Annotated in this window: 13 protein-coding genes; 4 read left to right on the top strand and 9 right to left on the bottom strand. The window is 64.2% G+C overall.

Translation table 11 applies throughout. The features are described from left to right. Positions 1-45 precede the first annotated feature (45 nt). Positions 46-492 carry a MarR family winged helix-turn-helix transcriptional regulator gene (locus ACR9Y2_RS23495; RefSeq protein WP_435044100.1) on the top strand — a complete coding sequence of 149 codons (447 nt, stop codon included), beginning with the start codon at positions 46-48 and terminating at the stop codon, positions 490-492. Next, positions 489-2,297, top strand: coding sequence for a chloride channel protein (locus ACR9Y2_RS23490; protein WP_435044099.1), 1,809 nt, complete (start codon positions 489-491; stop codon positions 2,295-2,297). Before ACR9Y2_RS23495 ends, ACR9Y2_RS23490 begins: the two co-directional genes overlap by 4 nt. A 23-nt stretch (positions 2,298-2,320) precedes the next feature. Here ACR9Y2_RS23490 and mqnE read toward each other — a convergent pair whose 3' ends face one another. Beyond that, positions 2,321-3,454, bottom strand: a complete 1,134-nt coding sequence (gene mqnE, locus ACR9Y2_RS23485; protein ID WP_435044098.1) for an aminofutalosine synthase MqnE — start codon at positions 3,452-3,454, stop codon at positions 2,321-2,323. Between the two features lie 8 nt (positions 3,455-3,462). Continuing rightward, a complete protein-coding gene (locus ACR9Y2_RS23480) occupies positions 3,463-4,395 on the bottom strand; it encodes a UbiA-like polyprenyltransferase (RefSeq protein ID WP_435044097.1) in 933 nt (310 codons plus the stop codon). A 53-nt stretch (positions 4,396-4,448) separates the two neighbouring features. Here ACR9Y2_RS23480 and ACR9Y2_RS23475 point away from each other — a divergent pair, with 53 nt between their 5' ends. Continuing rightward, on the top strand, positions 4,449-4,898 hold the full coding sequence (locus ACR9Y2_RS23475) for a DUF192 domain-containing protein (protein ID WP_435044096.1): 450 nt from the start codon (positions 4,449-4,451) through the stop codon (positions 4,896-4,898). 18 nt (positions 4,899-4,916) lie between these two features. After that, positions 4,917-5,663 (top strand): nickel pincer cofactor biosynthesis protein LarB, encoded by a 747-nt coding sequence (larB, locus tag ACR9Y2_RS23470; protein WP_435044095.1) that lies wholly within the window; start codon positions 4,917-4,919, stop codon positions 5,661-5,663. Between the two features lie 14 nt (positions 5,664-5,677). Here the strand turns inward: larB and ACR9Y2_RS23465 are convergent, their stop codons facing one another. The 7 genes from ACR9Y2_RS23465 to ACR9Y2_RS23435 are packed head-to-tail and all read right to left on the bottom strand — an operon-like array spanning position 5,678 to position 14,524. After that, positions 5,678-6,061 carry a hypothetical protein gene (locus tag ACR9Y2_RS23465; RefSeq protein WP_435044094.1) on the bottom strand — a complete coding sequence of 128 codons (384 nt, stop codon included), beginning with the start codon at positions 6,059-6,061 and terminating at the stop codon, positions 5,678-5,680. Between the two features lie 58 nt (positions 6,062-6,119). Continuing rightward, positions 6,120-7,235, bottom strand: a complete 1,116-nt coding sequence (locus ACR9Y2_RS23460; RefSeq protein WP_435044093.1) for an aminotransferase class I/II-fold pyridoxal phosphate-dependent enzyme — start codon at positions 7,233-7,235, stop codon at positions 6,120-6,122. 52 nt (positions 7,236-7,287) lie between these two features. After that, positions 7,288-9,558, bottom strand: a complete 2,271-nt coding sequence (locus ACR9Y2_RS23455) for a transglycosylase SLT domain-containing protein (RefSeq protein WP_435044092.1) — start codon at positions 9,556-9,558, stop codon at positions 7,288-7,290. Next, entirely contained in the window at positions 9,509-10,645 is a 1,137-nt protein-coding gene (locus ACR9Y2_RS23450; protein WP_435044091.1) for a hypothetical protein, read from the bottom strand. Before ACR9Y2_RS23450 ends, ACR9Y2_RS23455 begins: the two co-directional genes overlap by 50 nt. 29 nt (positions 10,646-10,674) lie before the next feature. Next, on the bottom strand, positions 10,675-13,086 hold the full coding sequence (locus ACR9Y2_RS23445; protein WP_435044090.1) for an AsmA family protein: 2,412 nt from the start codon (positions 13,084-13,086) through the stop codon (positions 10,675-10,677). After that, on the bottom strand, positions 13,083-13,691 hold the full coding sequence (locus ACR9Y2_RS23440; RefSeq protein ID WP_435044089.1) for a nucleotidyltransferase family protein: 609 nt from the start codon (positions 13,689-13,691) through the stop codon (positions 13,083-13,085). The genes ACR9Y2_RS23445 and ACR9Y2_RS23440 overlap by 4 nt, the downstream gene beginning before the upstream one ends. Then, a complete protein-coding gene (locus ACR9Y2_RS23435; RefSeq protein ID WP_435044088.1) occupies positions 13,688-14,524 on the bottom strand; it encodes an XdhC family protein in 837 nt (278 codons plus the stop codon). The genes ACR9Y2_RS23440 and ACR9Y2_RS23435 overlap by 4 nt, the downstream gene beginning before the upstream one ends. Positions 14,525-14,989: the final 465 nt, after the last annotated feature.

Genomic DNA, 14,989 nt, shown 5'->3' with positions numbered 1-14,989 from the left:
GCTCAGCAATATCGCAATACGATATAATCGTAGTACGATATAATCATGCTCAGCACAGCCCGCAAACCACTGTCAGCAGTGGAATATCACGAATTGGCGGAGTTCCGCTACCAGATTCGCCGCTTCCTGCAATTCAGTGAGGCAGTCGCCAAAGCCGAGGGGTTGGAGCCGCAGCATCACCAGGCCCTGCTCGCCCTCAAGGGCTTGCCGCACGGCCTGGAACCCACCATCGGTGCCGTGGCGGAACGGCTCTTCCTGCGGCACCAGAGCGCAGTCGGCCTGGTCGACCGCATGGAGCGTTGCGGTCTTGTCCAACGCGTCGCGGCCAAGGCCGATGGGCGGCAAGTACTGGTGAAGCTCACACAGCATGGCGAAGAGGTCCTCGAGCGCCTCTCTTTGACTCACCGCGAAGAACTGGAAGAAACCGCGCCGCAACTGTCCAAGGCCTTGCGGGCAATCATCCGCCGTTCGACGCAGGGCGGACTGGCATGAGCAGGGGCGCTGAAGAACTGGGCGATTTCACGGCGTCCGCGCGGCTGGTGCCGATTGCAGCCCTGGCGGTGCTGATCGGGCTGGTGAGCTCTGTTGTGGCGCTGCTGCTGCTGAAACTGATCGGTCTGTGTACAAATCTGTTCTACTTCCAACGCTGGTCCACTGAACTGGTGTCGCCCGCCGGTCACCATTTGGGATTCTGGGCAGTGCTCGTGCCGGTGGCAGGCGCACTGGTGATCGGCCTGATGGCCCGCTACGGTTCTGAGCGGATCCGCGGCCACGGCATCCCGGAAGCAATCGAGTCGATCCTGTTGAATGGCAGCAAGGTGCAGCCGCGCCTGGCGGTGCTGAAACCGCTGTCGTCGGCGATCTCCATCGGCTCCGGCGGGCCGTTTGGCGCGGAAGGGCCCATCATCATGACGGGCGGCGCCTTCGGGTCGATGATCGCGCAGTTGTTCCACCTCAGCAGTGCGGAGCGCAAGACCCTGCTGGTGGCGGGCGCCGCCGCGGGCATGTCCGCCACCTTCGCAGCCCCTCTTTCCGCTGTCCTGCTGGCCGTGGAACTGCTGCTCTTTGAGTGGAAGCCGCGCAGCCTGATCCCCGTGGCCCTGGCCAGTGCGACAGCCGGCGCCGCCCGCCGTTACCTCATGGGCCTGGGGCCGCTCTTCCACGTCCCGGCCCATCTCGTCTTCATTGGACCGGCGGGCCTGGCCGGCTGCGTGATCGCGGGACTGCTGGCGGGTCTGCTCTCAGCGGCGCTGACGCGCGCTGTTTACGCGGCCGAGGACGGCTTTCAGAAACTGCCCATCCACTGGATGTGGTGGCCGGCCATCGGCGGGCTCATCGTGGGCTTGGGTGGGCTCGTCTTCCCGCAGGCGCTGGGCGTTGGCTATGAGACCATTGCGGCCCTCGTGCAGGGCGATGTCCCCAAGGCGACCATCATTGGGATCCTGGCCGTGAAGTCGCTCATCTGGGCCGTTTCGCTAGGCTCCGGCACCTCAGGAGGAGTACTCGCTCCCCTGCTGATGATGGGCGGCGCCCTGGGCGGCGTCGAAGCGATGTTCCTTCCAACAGTGGGCGCGGGCTTCTGGCCGCTGGTCAGCATGGGCGCGATCCTGGGCGGCACCATGCGCTCACCCTTCACCGGCATCGTCTTCGCACTCGAGCTGACACACGACTTCAGCGCGTTGCTGCCACTCTTGGTCGCTAACGTGATCGCCTACGCCGTGACGGTGCTGATGATGAAACGCTCGATCCTCACCGAGAAAGTGAGCCGGCGCGGCTTCCACCTCAGCCGCGAATACGAAGTGGACCCTCTCGAGATTCAGTTTGTCCGCGAAGTGATGCGCACCAACCTCGTGGCGTTCCCTGAGTCCGAGACGCTGGCGCAGATCGCCGGCTGGTTCCGGCCAGACCACTCACCCCGCGGCCAGCATCTATTCCCCGTGGTAGACGGGCAGCGGCGGCTGCAAGGGGTAATCACGAGAAAGGACGTGCGCCTGTGGCTGGCCGAGGGCGAGGAGAAAGGCGCCCGGACGGCTGCCATGCTGGCCCGCCGCAATCCGGTGGTCGCCTATGCGGATGAATCGCTGCGCGTCGCCGTCTACCGCATGGCGGAGAGCGGGTTCACGCGCATGCCGGTAGTGGACCGCGCCGACGGCGGACGTCTGGCGGGCATGATTTCGCTGGAAGACCTGCTGCGCGCGCGTTCGAGGAACCTCACCGAGGAACGGCACCGGGAGCGGGTGCTGCGCATCCGGCTGCCATTCGGAAGCCGGGCCGGAGCAGTCAGGCAGGGGCGCTGATGGGGCGCCCCTGCCCCGTAAAACTAGACGAGGATCGCGAAGGTGCTTTCCGTGCGCTGCACGCGGTTGTAGGCGGTATCGCGCTCCACTGGTTCGCGGCCCGCGGCGCGGATCAGGCTCAACAGTTCGTTGCGGCGCAGGCCCTGGCTCGTATCTGCTCCGGCGTCGTGGTAGATCTTCTCTTCCACCACGGTGCCGTCGATGTCGTCGGCTCCAAAGCGCTGCGCGATCTGCGCAATCTTGGGCGTCATCATCACCCAGTAAGCCTTGATGTGCGGGATGTTGTCCAGCATCAGGCGGGCCACCGCGATGTTCTTGAGGTCGTCAAAACCGGTGGTCTTCGAGACATGCTCCAGCGGCGTATTGTCCGGGTGGAAGGCCAGCGGAATGTAAGTGACGAAGCCGTTCGTATCGGACTGCACGGCGCGCAGGCGGACCAGGTGATCCGTGCGGTCCTCTTCGTTCTCGATATGGCCGTAGAGCATGGTGCAGTTGGACTTCAGGCCCATCTTGTGCGCCAGGCGGGCGATGTCCAGCCACTCATTGCCGTCAATCTTGTGGTCGCAGATGATGCGCCGGACGCGCTCGCTGAAGATCTCCGCGCCGCCGCCGGGCATGGAGTCCATGCCTGCATCCTTCAGGCGCCGCAGCACCTCTTCGATCGGGATCTTGAAGCGCTTGTGGAAGTAGGCGATCTCCACCATCGTGAACGCCTTGAGGTGCACCTGCGGGTAGCGCTGCTTCAAGCCGCGCAGCATCTCGCAGAACCAGTCGACCGTCAGCTCCGGATGCAGTCCGCCGACAATGTGGAACTCGGTCACCGCTTCGCTCACTCCGTGTCCGGCGCGGGCCCAGACATCCTCCAGCGACATCGTATAGGCGGTAGGATCCTTGGCCTTCTTGCCGAAAGCGCACAGCTTGCAGGAGGCTACGCAGACGTCGGTCGGGTTGATGTGGCGGTTGACGTTGAAATAGGTGACGTTGCCGTGCAGCCGTTCACGCACCAGGTTGGCCATGTGGCCGATGGCGAGCAGATCGGGCGAACGGTAAAGGGTCAGCCCGTCTTCGTAGCTCAGGCGTTCACCCGCCTGCACCTTGTCGTAAATGGGGAGCAGGCGGCGGTCATCAAAAGTGGGCTGAGAGAAATCAGGCAGCATAGGGTGTGTCAGTTTCCCAGGAGATGCAGTCCGGGCATGGCGGAGAGGATGTCAAAGGCCCAGAAACCAAAGAATAACATGCCCACCCAGCCGTTCACGGTGAAGAAGGCGGCGTCGACCCGCGACAGGTCGTTGGAGTGGACCAGGGAATGTTCATAGAGCAGCAGCGCCGCCACCACGCCGATCCCGAGCCAGGCCGGAATTCCGCCGCCCAGAGACAGCGCCAGGATGGCCAGGCAGGCAATCATCGCAATGTGGAAAAAACGGGCGGTCAGCAGCGCCCCGGCGATCCCGAGCTTGGCCGGCAGGCTGAACAACCCCTCCCGCTGGTCGAACTCATAGTCCTGGCAGGAGTAAATGATGTCGAAACCGGCCGTCCACAGCGTGACGGCGGCGGTCAGCCAGATGATCCGCGGATCCAGCGAGCCGGTCATCGCGATCCAGGCGGCCGACGGCGCGATGCCCAGCGCAAAGCCCAGCACGACATGCGACAGCGGGGTGAAGCGCTTCGTCCAGGAATAGAAGAAAACGACCCCCAGCGCGACGGGCGCCAACCGGAAACACAGCGGATTCAGCATCCCGGCGGCCAGCAGGAATACGGCCGAGGTGGCCGCAATGAACCCCCAGGCGAACGTCCGGCTCAGCAGGCCGGCCGGAATATGGCGGGCCTTCGTCCGCGGATTGCGAGCGTCAATGTCGGCATCCAGCACCCGGTTGAAGGCCATCGCCGCCGAACGGGCGCCCACCATGGCGAGGACGATCCAACCCAGCTTGGCGGCCATGCCGTTCAGCGGGTAGCCGACGGCGCGCCAGCCCAGCAGCGCGCCGGTCAGCGCGAAAGGCAGGGCGAACACCGAATGCTCGAACCTGATCATGTCGAGCGTCAGGACAAGACGCCGCCAGAGGGCTGGGGGACTGAAAGAAGAGGTGGCTTGGTGCATTCCGGCTGGCAATCCAGCTACCATTTTAATCGATGCATGAAAGACGCTTCCGCATGATCTGGCTGGCAGCCACAACCCTGTCACTGGCGCTGGCCGGATGCGGCGGCTCCGAGAGCGGGACCGTGGTCGGCTACAACTCGCGGCAGGTCACCTTTCCGAACGGCAAAAAGATCCGCGCCGAGCTGGCGATTCAACCGGCCGATGTGATGCGCGGCATGAAGTTCCGCGACTCGCTGCCGGAAGACCAGGGCATGCTGTTCGTCCACCAGAAAGAGGGCAAGTACCCTTACTGGATGTTTGAAGTGAAGGTGCCGCTCGACATGATCTGGATGGACCGCCAGCACACCGTTGTGCAGCTGGTCCACAAAGTGCCCCCCTGCCCCGGACCGCAGGAAACTTGCATGTCGTATGGCGGAGGCTTCAACGCCGCCTACGTACTCGAAGTGGCCGCCGGCGTAGCCGCGAAGAACAATATCAAGCCGGGCATGACACTCGATTTCTAGAGAGGCGTAAACACCCAAATGGATCAGGATCACCTCAAGTCACTGTTGGAACAGGTGCGTTCAGGCGCAGTAGAGATCGACGCGGCCATCGAACGCCTGCGGCACATGCCCTTCGAGAATCTCGGCTATGCGACGGTGGATCATCATCGCGCCATCCGCACCGGGATGCCGGAAGTGATCTTCGGCAAAGGCAAGACCACTGAACAGGTGCTGGGTATCGCCGAACGCCTGCTGGAGCGCGCCTCCAACGTCCTGGTGACACGCACCACGGAAGAGGTCGCGGGCCGCATGCAGGCGCTGTACCCCGAAGCCGAATACTTCCCAGCTTGCGGCGCCCTCCGCGTGTGGCGCGACCGCACCATGCACGGCAAAGGGCGGCTGGCCGTGATCAGCGCCGGTACGACGGATATGCCGGTAGCACTCGAAGCAGTGGTGACCGCCGAGGTGATGGGCAATGATGTCGATCAGATTCACGACGTGGGCGTTGCCGGTATCCATCGCCTGTTCGGGAACATGGACCGGATCACGAAGGCACGCGTGATCGTAGTGTGCGCCGGAATGGAAGGAGCGCTGCCCAGCGCGGTGGGCGGGCTCGTCAGTTGTCCAGTCATCGCGGTGCCGACCAGCGTGGGTTACGGCGCCAGCTTCCATGGACTGGCAGCGCTGCTGGGGATGCTCAATAGCTGCGCCAGCAACGTGAGCGTGGTGAACATCGATAACGGCTTCGGCGGCGGCTATGTGGCTAGCCTGATCAACCGGCTGTAAAGGCCCTGGTCGGGTTAGCGGGCGGCGCCCAACACACCTTGGCCTACGGCTTCGGCGAATACGTAAAGTCCAAATAAGGGCGTTGGCTCTCCACGGCCCCAGCGGCTGACTTTCCAGTCAACGCGCAGGAAGCGGACATCGGGCCGGTCAGAGAGATCCACAATCAGGCTGTATACCCCGCAATAGAACTTCTGCGGGAAAGCGGCCAGAGGCTTGTCGCCCCAGTTTTCACCGTCCACTGACCCGGAAATTGACAGATCCAGGCTCTGTTGTTCTATGGTTCGATGAATCCCCAGCGTCAGGCTGATTACATCGCCTGCGGAATCGCCGATCTCAATCTTGGGACCGGACCCGTTCTGACGGACTACCTGTTCCGGCAGGAGGAAATTCGGCAGCATCGTTTCTCCTTCAGCCAATCGAATGCACTTCAACTGCAATGACGCTTCTTGGCGTCAGTTAGTCGGCGGCACCGCGGAACGCGCGCTGTAGACGCCGTCCCGCCTCCTCCAGCGTCTCATACTTTTTGCAGAAACAGAAGCGAATTAAGTGCGATCCCAGACCCTGCCGGCTGAAAAATGACCCTCCAGGTACACATGCAACTCCCACTGTTTCAACAAGATGTCGACTTAGGAGAACATCATCCGAATACCCGATGGAATTAATGTCGCTCATGATATAGTATGCGCCCGCGGGGCGATACGGAGCCAATCCAGCCACTCGCAGCAGCCCCATCAGATAGTCTCGCCGCTCGCCATAATGTATGGCGAGATCCTTGAAGTACGTGTCAGGTAAAGATAGGGCAAAGACTCCCGCCTGCTGCAACGGACTCGCGGCCCCCACTGTCAGGAAATCGTGCACTTTGCGGATCGAGGTGGTCAGGTGCGGAGCGGCCAGCACCCAGCCAACGCGCCAGCCGGTGACCGAAAAGGTCTTCGACATCGAGTTCACCAGGATGGTACGGTCCCGCATCCCGGGCATGGTCAGCACAGGAATGTGGACGGCGCCGTCATACAGGATGTGCTCGTAGATCTCATCCGTGATGCAGAGCGCGTCATGCTCCTGGCACAGTTCGGCGATCAGCTCCAGTTCAGCCCGCGTGAAGACCTTGCCGGTGGGATTGTTAGGCGTATTGACGATGATCGCCTTGGTCTTTGAGTTGAACGCGGCGCGCAGTTCTTCGGGATCGAACGTCCAGTCGGGCGCGTGCAGTGTGACATAGCGCCGTTTGGCCGAACACAGGTCGGCATCGGGCCCGTAGTTTTCGTAGTACGGCTCGAAAATCACGATCTCGTCGTCAGGATTCGTCGTGGCCAGCAGCGAGGCAATCATGCCCTCAGTGGAGCCGCAGACGACCGTGATCTCGGTCTCGGGATCCAGCTCCAGGCCATAGTGCCTCAGGTACTTGGCGGCGATCGCATCGCGCAGCGGCTTGGCGCCCCAGGTGACGGCGTACTGGTTGAAGTCTTCCTCGATGGCGCGGGTCGCGGCCTCTTTGAGCTCGGCCGGGGCCGGAAAATCGGGGAAGCCCTGGGCCAGGTTGACGGCCGAATGGCGCAGGGCGAGGCGGGTCATCTCACGGATGACACTTTCGGTGAAGTGTTCAACGCGGTGGGCGCGAAAACGCTCAGTTACTGGTTCGAGTGGCACTCTGCTTACCTTTTTTGGATTTGGAGTGTGTCGACTTCCTGGTCGAGGCTTTAACGGGCGCGGCGACGGCTTTCCTGGCAGGCGGGGCGGCGGTGATGGTGGCCGGCATCGCGGGCGGCTCGGGTTCGACGGTGTAGGGCTCGTTGGCGTAGATTCGGCGGTACATCTCGGCGTTGCGCATCACGATCTGGACGTATTCACGGGTCTGCGTGAACGGGATCGTTTCGACGAATTCACTGGATTCGCGGAAGTCCCACCACGAGCGCCAGACGGGCACGCGCGACGGTCCGGCATTGTAGCCGGCGAGTGTGTCCTCGACGTTGCCGTTGCGGGCCGCCAACTGGCGCTGCAGGTAGTAGGTTCCAATGTTGATGTTGATGTCCGGGACCTTCAGCGAACTCGGCCGGACCGCCTTCAGGCCCACCCGGCGGCCAAGCTCGCGGCCGGTGGCCGGCATCACCTGCATCAGGCCCACGGCTTTCACCACGGAAAGGGCGCTCGGGTTGAACTCCGATTCCTGCCGGATGAGCGCCGCCACCAGGAAGGGATCGAGCGAACGTTCCTTCGCAAAGCGCTCAATCTTGGCGCGATAGGGGAACGGGAAGGCAAGCTTCCAGAAGCTCTTGGGCGCTCCGTCGGCGGTGAGCCACAGGTAGTCCGGAATCGTGCTCTTGATGTAGCGCAGGCCGACGTCGGGCGCTCCGCGGCGATGGGCGGTTTCCGCCAGTTCGACGGCCAGGGGAAAGCGCTTGCCGCCGGTGCGAATTCCGTACCGCAGTTCGCCCTCGGCCCACTGTTCCAGGCCGGCGCCGGACAGCAGGCGGGCCCGTTCAATCCGGCGGTTGGTGAGCTCGTCGCCATTGAAATCGGCCTGCCGCACGCGGTTGGGCCAGGCAATGGTTCCCAGCCACTGCTCGGTATCCGGCGAAGCCGCCGCCAGGGCAACCTGCGACCGCTTCAATTGTTCCCGGGCCAGCGCGGTGTAGTAGTAGTTCGGGAATCGCCCCAGCAACTCGTTGTAAAAGCGTTTGGCCGCCGGCATATCAGACGACGTTTCGGCCAGGCGGCCGAGATAGTAGAGCGCGGCTCCGGCCTTGTCGGAAGACGGATAGAGCGTGACGTGCTGCCGCAACCACTGGCCTGCGTCCGACTTACGCTCCAGGTAAGCGCGCCAGGTGACCTTCCAGTGGCAGCCCGGCCCATCTTCTGAATTGGGGAACGCCTCGGCGCAGGCCTGGAACAGCGGGGTGAACTTCTTCGCGTCATTGGCCACCAGGTAGTTGTTGCCGGCCAGGATCAGGGCCTTCAGCCGCCACGGGGAGGAGGGCGCCTTGGGTCCGATGTCCTGGACGGTGGCCAGCATATCGGCATCCCGATCGAGCCGGCGGTAGCAGGCGGCGAGGTAGTACAGACGCTCGGCGTCGGCTTCCGGATCGTCGACGCGCAGGCTACGCAGGTAGGAAGCCGCGGTTTCGGTTCGTTTCAGCTGGTAGTCGGCGGCGCCCAACCGGACGCGGGCCTGGTCGCGCTCCAGCCCGCCCAGCAGTGGGATCATGGCTTCCAACTCGGTCTTCGCCCGTTCGGCCAGCCCTCCGTCGATCAGCTTCTGGGCACGCTGCAGCCGGGCATTGGGCATGGCGGGCGGATAACGATCGCCCAGTTCCCGCTCCAGGCCAGGCAGCGCGGCGCCCGCTTCCCGGGCTTCGTCGCTGAGCGGGTAGTAGAAATAGACCGTCTGATACTGCACCGCCGCCGAGACCGAATCGCCGGCGCCGGAGTAAGCCTGTGCAAACAAAAGGGCTGCCTGGGGCATGGGCAACTGGTCCATCGGCACGCGGCTGAGCGCCTGCAGGGCCGGCGTAAACGAGTTGGTCTCGACCAGCGCGCGGGCCGCCAGGATCGCGGCGCGTCCGGCCAGAGGTGAAGGCAGGGTCTGGCGGAAGACAGGTTCGAGGGTGGGCGCCACGGCCGGGTAGTTCCGGTTCTGCATCTGCGCCTGCGCGGTCCAGAACGCCAGGTAATCGGCGATCTGGGGCAGGCGCGGCGTCAGCCCGGATAACTGGCTGAGGGCCACGCCGGGCGAGTTTCTGTCGAGCGCTTCGACGGCAGCCTTCAGGCGCGGGCCCGGGTCTGTCTGCGCGCCAGCTGTCAGCGCGCAAAGCACCAGCGGGAACAGCCCGCCTCCCACGCGTTTGGCTTTAGACGAGTGGGCCAGGATATTCCGGCCCCAACAGCGAAGCATCGTCATTGGCAAGAGTACGGACCAACTCCATGTGGAAGTAATCGATCATGGACGGGATCTGAAGAAACTCGTGCTTGAACTGGGCGCGTCCGCGATCCATCTCGCCTCGCAGGGAGACATAGAGGCGGGCGTCTTCCCTGCCCTGGCGGACGGCCTGGGCCTGGTAGAGGCGCATTTCCGCGACACGCACGCGGGCGAAACGCTGGGCTTTGGCGTGGAGTTCCTGCTCTTCGCGCGGCAGTTTGGACCAGTCCGGTCCGGTAGCGGGCGCCGCGGCAGGCAGGGCGGCCACCGGGGCGATCGACATGAGGTTGCCGGCCGGGGCGGAGGTTGCCTGGCGCTGGGCCGTCTGGCGGGCGTCGAGAGTGTTGCCGGCAACCGCGGTGATGACTTCCAGGACGTTCACATCGATGGGTTCGGCTTCGTTCTCAGCGTAGAGGATGGCGGCGACGCGGCGTTTGCCCTGGCCTTGGCCGACGATGACCGGCAGCAGGGAGACGCGGCGTTCTTCACTCGACCCCAGGACATCGGCGAGGCGGGCCGAGATCTCTCCGGCCGTGGCCATGCAGATGACGGCATCCATGGTTTCCAGAACCCCGCCAAAGGCCGGGGCATCGCTCAGCGCAATGCGACCGTCCAGCACGTCGCCGAGGCTCTGCTCTTCGTTCGAACGGTGGTCTTCGTACTGCAACTCGCCGTTGATGACGCTGAAAAGAATGGCGCGGGAGGCATAGGCAGCGGCGCCATCCAGCAGGGCGGCGGCCCACGTGTGGCCGTCTTCCGCCTGGTCCAGGCGGCGCGCGGTCTGGTTGAGCCGTTCGCTCATGACGCGCAGGGAAGCAGCGCGCACGCGGTCTGAAGCTTCCGCCACGCGGGCAGCGGTACGGGCTTCAATTTCAGCTTCGAAACCGGCTCGCAGGGCTGCAAAACGCTCCTCGAAGACGCGCTCGATATTCTCCTGCCAGCCGCGTTCGATCTGTTCCTGCAGCCGTTCGACATGCAATTGCCAGGCGGCGGTTATCTGCTCGCGCGCCGTGTCGCGTTCCGCGTCGACGAAGTCGCGGGCGGGCGGCAGCGCTTGAAGTTCATCCATAGACAAATTCATCAACCCTCGCTCGAATTTTAGCGCGTTCGGCTGCTATCGCCTGTTGCGGACTCAAACTGTAGGGGCTGCAGCGTGCCGGTGAGGCGCAGTGCGCGGTGTGCCCCGGTCAGGTCAACTACTACTCTCTGATCAGCTTTCGGGTCGGACGCGGCCCAACCCTGGCCCTGCATCCACTCTCCGCCATGCTGGGCTTCCAGGCAGCCGATCTTCAGGCGTTGTGCGCGCTGGCCATCAAAATCCAGGCAGCCGGACACCTGTTTCAAGGTATCTTCCCCGAAATCGATGGAACGGGCGGCGAACTGGCCCGTACCACGAAGGTTTGGAGAAAACGGCGCAGCCAGGCTGGTAGTGCGGGCATCGAGTTCGAAATCGAGCGTGCCCTGCTTCCACTCCACCCCGTCCACATGGCCCTTCATGCGGTAGTCGAACCGCTCGCCGCCCAGGCTCAGGCGGATGCGTCCGGAGACCGCAGCTTCGTCCCAGCGGGCGGAAATATCCGGCAATTCCAGCGCGGCGCCGTCCCAGTAGGCGCGGCCAGCGAAGTTCGAAAGGGTCTCCTCCCCCAGCTTCAGGGAGGTGATATGGAGGTCCCCTTCGGCGTGGCGGGCCCGCAGCCAGGCGGGCACGAGTTGCGCGCGGCGCAGCGTGCGATCGATAAAGCCGCGCCGCGTGAGCAGCGCGGGCCTCAGGAACTGGTCGATCTCGGCTCCGCCAATGGAGTCGATATTCAGCTTGAACTTATAAGGACGGCGGGCGCTGAGCAGGCCGGTGTGCGTAAGTTCCAATTGGAAAGGCTGTTTGCCATAGAGGCCGCTCGCTTTCCGCAGGTTCCACTGGTTGGGCTTGAGAGCGAGCGTGCCGGATTCAAGAACCACCGGCTGGGCGGCGCCATCCAGGGCGCAGTGTACCCCAGACAGCCCCAGTTCCCCTGTCCAACCGCCGGCGATGGGCTGGTCGACGTTCTGGGCCGCGCGTTCGTAGCTGAGCGAGCCGCGCAGGTCGCCTTCCGTACAGGCCGCGAGCAGCGGAACGGAGGCCACGTCCTTCAGGCTGGAGATGGCGGTATCCAATTCAGTGAGCGCCAACCCTTCGGAATCGATCTTGAAATTCAACGCCTCGGAGGCCATCTGCCAGTCGCCGGAGATCTCCGCCTGGCGTCCGCCGGGTGTGGCGACCTTCACCGGAGCCAGGGAAACACCCTCTCCTGAGAGGGAAACCTGCGCCGTTTCAAAGGCCAGCGGACCGGCCGCACCCAACGTGACTCTTCCTTCGCGCAGTTCGACACTGCCCTCCAGTGGCTTCGATTGGGAATAGGAGATGGACCCGACCACCTTGCCGAGGACCGTGAGCTCCTCCGGCAGCCGGGCGCCCAGGCGGCGTCCGAAATCGAGCAGGGCGGGCGCGGGAATCTCGTCGAAAGCGAACGAGGCGCTCCATTGCGGATCGAGCAGCATGCGGCGGCACTCGAGCTGAACGGTGAGCGGCAGCGGAGCCTTCTCGCGCGGCTTGCGGGTGGCAATCTGGAGGGTCTCCCCCGGCAGGTTTAAGGTTCCTTCATAGGCGAGCGCCCACTGGTTGCCCCGCAGGCCGAAGTAAGTGGAGCGATCGACATCCTCGAGCTCGACTGAGCCCTTCACGGTCATATTATTCAGCGGCCCGTCGAGCGTGGTGCGGGTGCTGAAGCGGCCCTGGACGCCAAGGTCGTGGCCGGTGAGGAGCGTGAGGAATTCGGCGATCGGGCTGCGATCGAGTTCCAGTTCAACCGCCAGGGTACCGTCCCCGCCGCCGGCGGCGCGCCACTTCCCACTGCCGGTGAAGCGGCCAAAACCTTCTTCGGCGCGATCCGTGCGAGCGGGCGAAGCTTCATAGCGCCACTGGAGCGAGCCGCCGGTGGCGTCGGGCGGATCGATGTCCAGGTCAACCGCATTGAGGAACAGTGGCGACTTGAGGGTGCCGGTGCGGAAATTGATGCGGCTTTCGCGGATTTCGACGGCTGGCGCGGAACCGGTCTGTTTGACGTTGGTGGCCATGCGGCTGAGCAGGCGGGCAAAATTCCACCCGAGGTCATCTTTCCGGGCGAGGTTGACGCTGGCGTCGACCAGGCGGACGGTGGAGATGCGCAGGCGGCCGGTGAAGAGGCTGGTGAAGCTGATGCCGGCCTGCATTTCTCCGACATAGGCGAGGGGCTCCAGGCCAAAAGCAGGCTCGTCGGGGATGACGAGGTCGGTCGCGGAGAGCCCGGGTTTGGGGAATACCTGGTAGCGGACTTCACGGACTTCGACGGGGCGGCCCAGCGTCTCGCGGAGAGCGGCTTCCAGCGGAGCGCGCATGCGGCCGGCGTTGAGTTCCGGCGCCACGAGGCCGGCGACGCCCACCAGGACGGCCGTTCCGAAACAAGTAAGGACTATGCGGCCCCAGCGGATGGTCATGGGCGGACCTCCGCCAGCAACGCCTGGTAGGCGGCCGGGTCGTCGATATCGAGGAGGATGCCGGGATCTTCGACGTCCACGTAGCGGGTGGCGCCGCGGTGTGCATGGATGACTTCGCGGGCCGTGGCGGAAGGATCGAGGGCGAGGAATTCTGGGATCAGGGTATAACGCATCAACACCGGGTGGCCGCGGCGGCCGGACTGTCTGGGAATCACGAGACTGGCTTCGGGAGAAGCGTGGAGCGCAGCCAGCAACTGCTGCAGCGTGCCGGGCTGGACACCAGGCGAGTCAATGGGCAGAAAGAAGACGGACGAGCAGGGCGGCAGGGCGCGCAGCCCGCACTGGAGGGAACTGAGCTGGCCGCGAGCCGGCAGGGGGTTGAGCACGAGGGTGGCGTGATCGGAATAGGCGAGGCCGGCGGCGATTTCGGCTGCCGCATGACCCAGTACGGCGATCACGGGAGAGCAGACCGTACGAAACAGTGCGATCTGCCGGTCGAGGAAGGTTTCGCCGTGGAAGTCGAGCAGCGGCTTGGGACGGCCCATGCGGGAAGAGGCGCCGGCGGCGAGAAGGACGGCCGCGGTCCGGGGTAAAGCGGGGTTCACTTCTGGAGCGCTCGCACTTCGTCGCTCGCATGCAGGGACTTGGACAGGGCGCGCCAGCCGGACTCGGAGTTGCGGCGGACGGCGATCATTTCGGCGGCTACGCTGACAGCGATCTCTTCCGGCGACTGGGCGCCGATATCGAGGCCCATGGGCGCCGAAACCCGCTGGAAGCTCTCCGCCGGGATGCCCTCTTTTTCCAGTTCGCGGACGACGCCGATGACCTTGCGTTTGCTGCCGATCATGGCGATGTATCGGGCCGGCGTGGTGACGGCCCAGCGCAGGATGCGCATGTCGTCACGATGGCCGCGCGTGACGATTACCAGGTAAGAAGACGAGGTGATTTCGAGCCGCGGGAAGATCTCCTCATACTCGCCGGCCACGATGTCGTCGGCAATGGGGAAGCGCTCGCGGTTGGCGAACGATTCGCGGTCGTCGATGACGGTGGTGGCGAAGCCGATGAGCGAGGCGACCTGGCAGAGGCTCTTGGAGATATGTCCGGCGCCGAAGATGAAGGCGCGCGGCTGGGGCTCGATGGGCTCAATGAAGACTTCCAATTGGCCTCCGCAGATCAGACCGTTGTCGTAGGCGGCATCCTGGCCGAGCGAGAAGTTGAGGCGGCGGGGTTTGCCGGTCTCCATCACTTCGCGGGCGGCCGTCCACACTTCAGCTTCCACGCAGCCGCCGCCGATGGTGCCGGTAATGGAGCCATCCTCGCGCACCAGCAGTTTGGCGCTGGTATAGCTGGGAATCGACCCGTTGGCTTGAACGATAGTGGCCAGGGCGCACTTCTGGCCGGCGCGGCGCAGTCTGACCAGTTCTTCAAGTACGTCCATTCCTTTGAATTATATCGTGCGGGCGAGGCGAGGCGGCTTTTTGCGATCCACCAGGCGGGCGGATTGGGTTCGTCCGTCAAAAATCGAGTGCGGCTGCGGGCGTGTCCCGGCAGGCCGGGGTCCGGGACGGAACAGGAGGGCCGGGGCGTGGCGGCGCGGAATTGGGTTCGTCCGTTCAAACGGGGCCTGCGTGGCTAGCCTCCGGCGGCTGAGGGGGCGAGGCGCGGCTGGCGTTCGAATTGGCTTCGTACGTCAAAAACGGGCCGAACGCGGCTGCGTGGAGAGCTGTGCGTTGGCGCGATTGGCGTTGATCTGGGCGGCGGTGGCCATGTCCGGGTTCCTTTCGTAATTCCGAGATTCGGGGCTGGTTGACTGGCCATCCTGATTTCCAGTCTGCGGGAGCGCCCGCTAGCGAATTCCTGCAAACGCTTGAATCTACGATAGATAGACGATGAACAGGCGACA

Source organism: Paludibaculum fermentans (genome assembly GCF_051172195.1).
Lineage (GTDB): Bacteria > Acidobacteriota > Terriglobia > Bryobacterales > Bryobacteraceae > Paludibaculum > Paludibaculum fermentans_A.
Note: the sequence above shows the minus strand (reverse complement) of the source record. Positions and strands in the feature narration are given on the sequence as shown.

Coding starts and splice junctions, on each gene's coding strand:
- ACR9Y2_RS23495 (WP_435044100.1), top strand. CDS start 46: ATGCTCAGCACAGCCCGCAAACCACTGTCAGCAGTGGAATATCACGAA.
- ACR9Y2_RS23490 (WP_435044099.1), top strand. CDS start 489: ATGAGCAGGGGCGCTGAAGAACTGGGCGATTTCACGGCGTCCGCGCGG.
- mqnE (WP_435044098.1), bottom strand. CDS start 3,454: ATGCTGCCTGATTTCTCTCAGCCCACTTTTGATGACCGCCGCCTGCTC.
- ACR9Y2_RS23480 (WP_435044097.1), bottom strand. CDS start 4,395: ATGCACCAAGCCACCTCTTCTTTCAGTCCCCCAGCCCTCTGGCGGCGT.
- ACR9Y2_RS23475 (WP_435044096.1), top strand. CDS start 4,449: ATGATCTGGCTGGCAGCCACAACCCTGTCACTGGCGCTGGCCGGATGC.
- larB (WP_435044095.1), top strand. CDS start 4,917: ATGGATCAGGATCACCTCAAGTCACTGTTGGAACAGGTGCGTTCAGGC.
- ACR9Y2_RS23465 (WP_435044094.1), bottom strand. CDS start 6,061: ATGCTGCCGAATTTCCTCCTGCCGGAACAGGTAGTCCGTCAGAACGGG.
- ACR9Y2_RS23460 (WP_435044093.1), bottom strand. CDS start 7,235: ATGACCCGCCTCGCCCTGCGCCATTCGGCCGTCAACCTGGCCCAGGGC.
- ACR9Y2_RS23455 (WP_435044092.1), bottom strand. CDS start 9,558: ATGACGATGCTTCGCTGTTGGGGCCGGAATATCCTGGCCCACTCGTCT.
- ACR9Y2_RS23450 (WP_435044091.1), bottom strand. CDS start 10,645: ATGGATGAACTTCAAGCGCTGCCGCCCGCCCGCGACTTCGTCGACGCG.
- ACR9Y2_RS23445 (WP_435044090.1), bottom strand. CDS start 13,086: ATGACCATCCGCTGGGGCCGCATAGTCCTTACTTGTTTCGGAACGGCC.
- ACR9Y2_RS23435 (WP_435044088.1), bottom strand. CDS start 14,524: ATGGACGTACTTGAAGAACTGGTCAGACTGCGCCGCGCCGGCCAGAAG.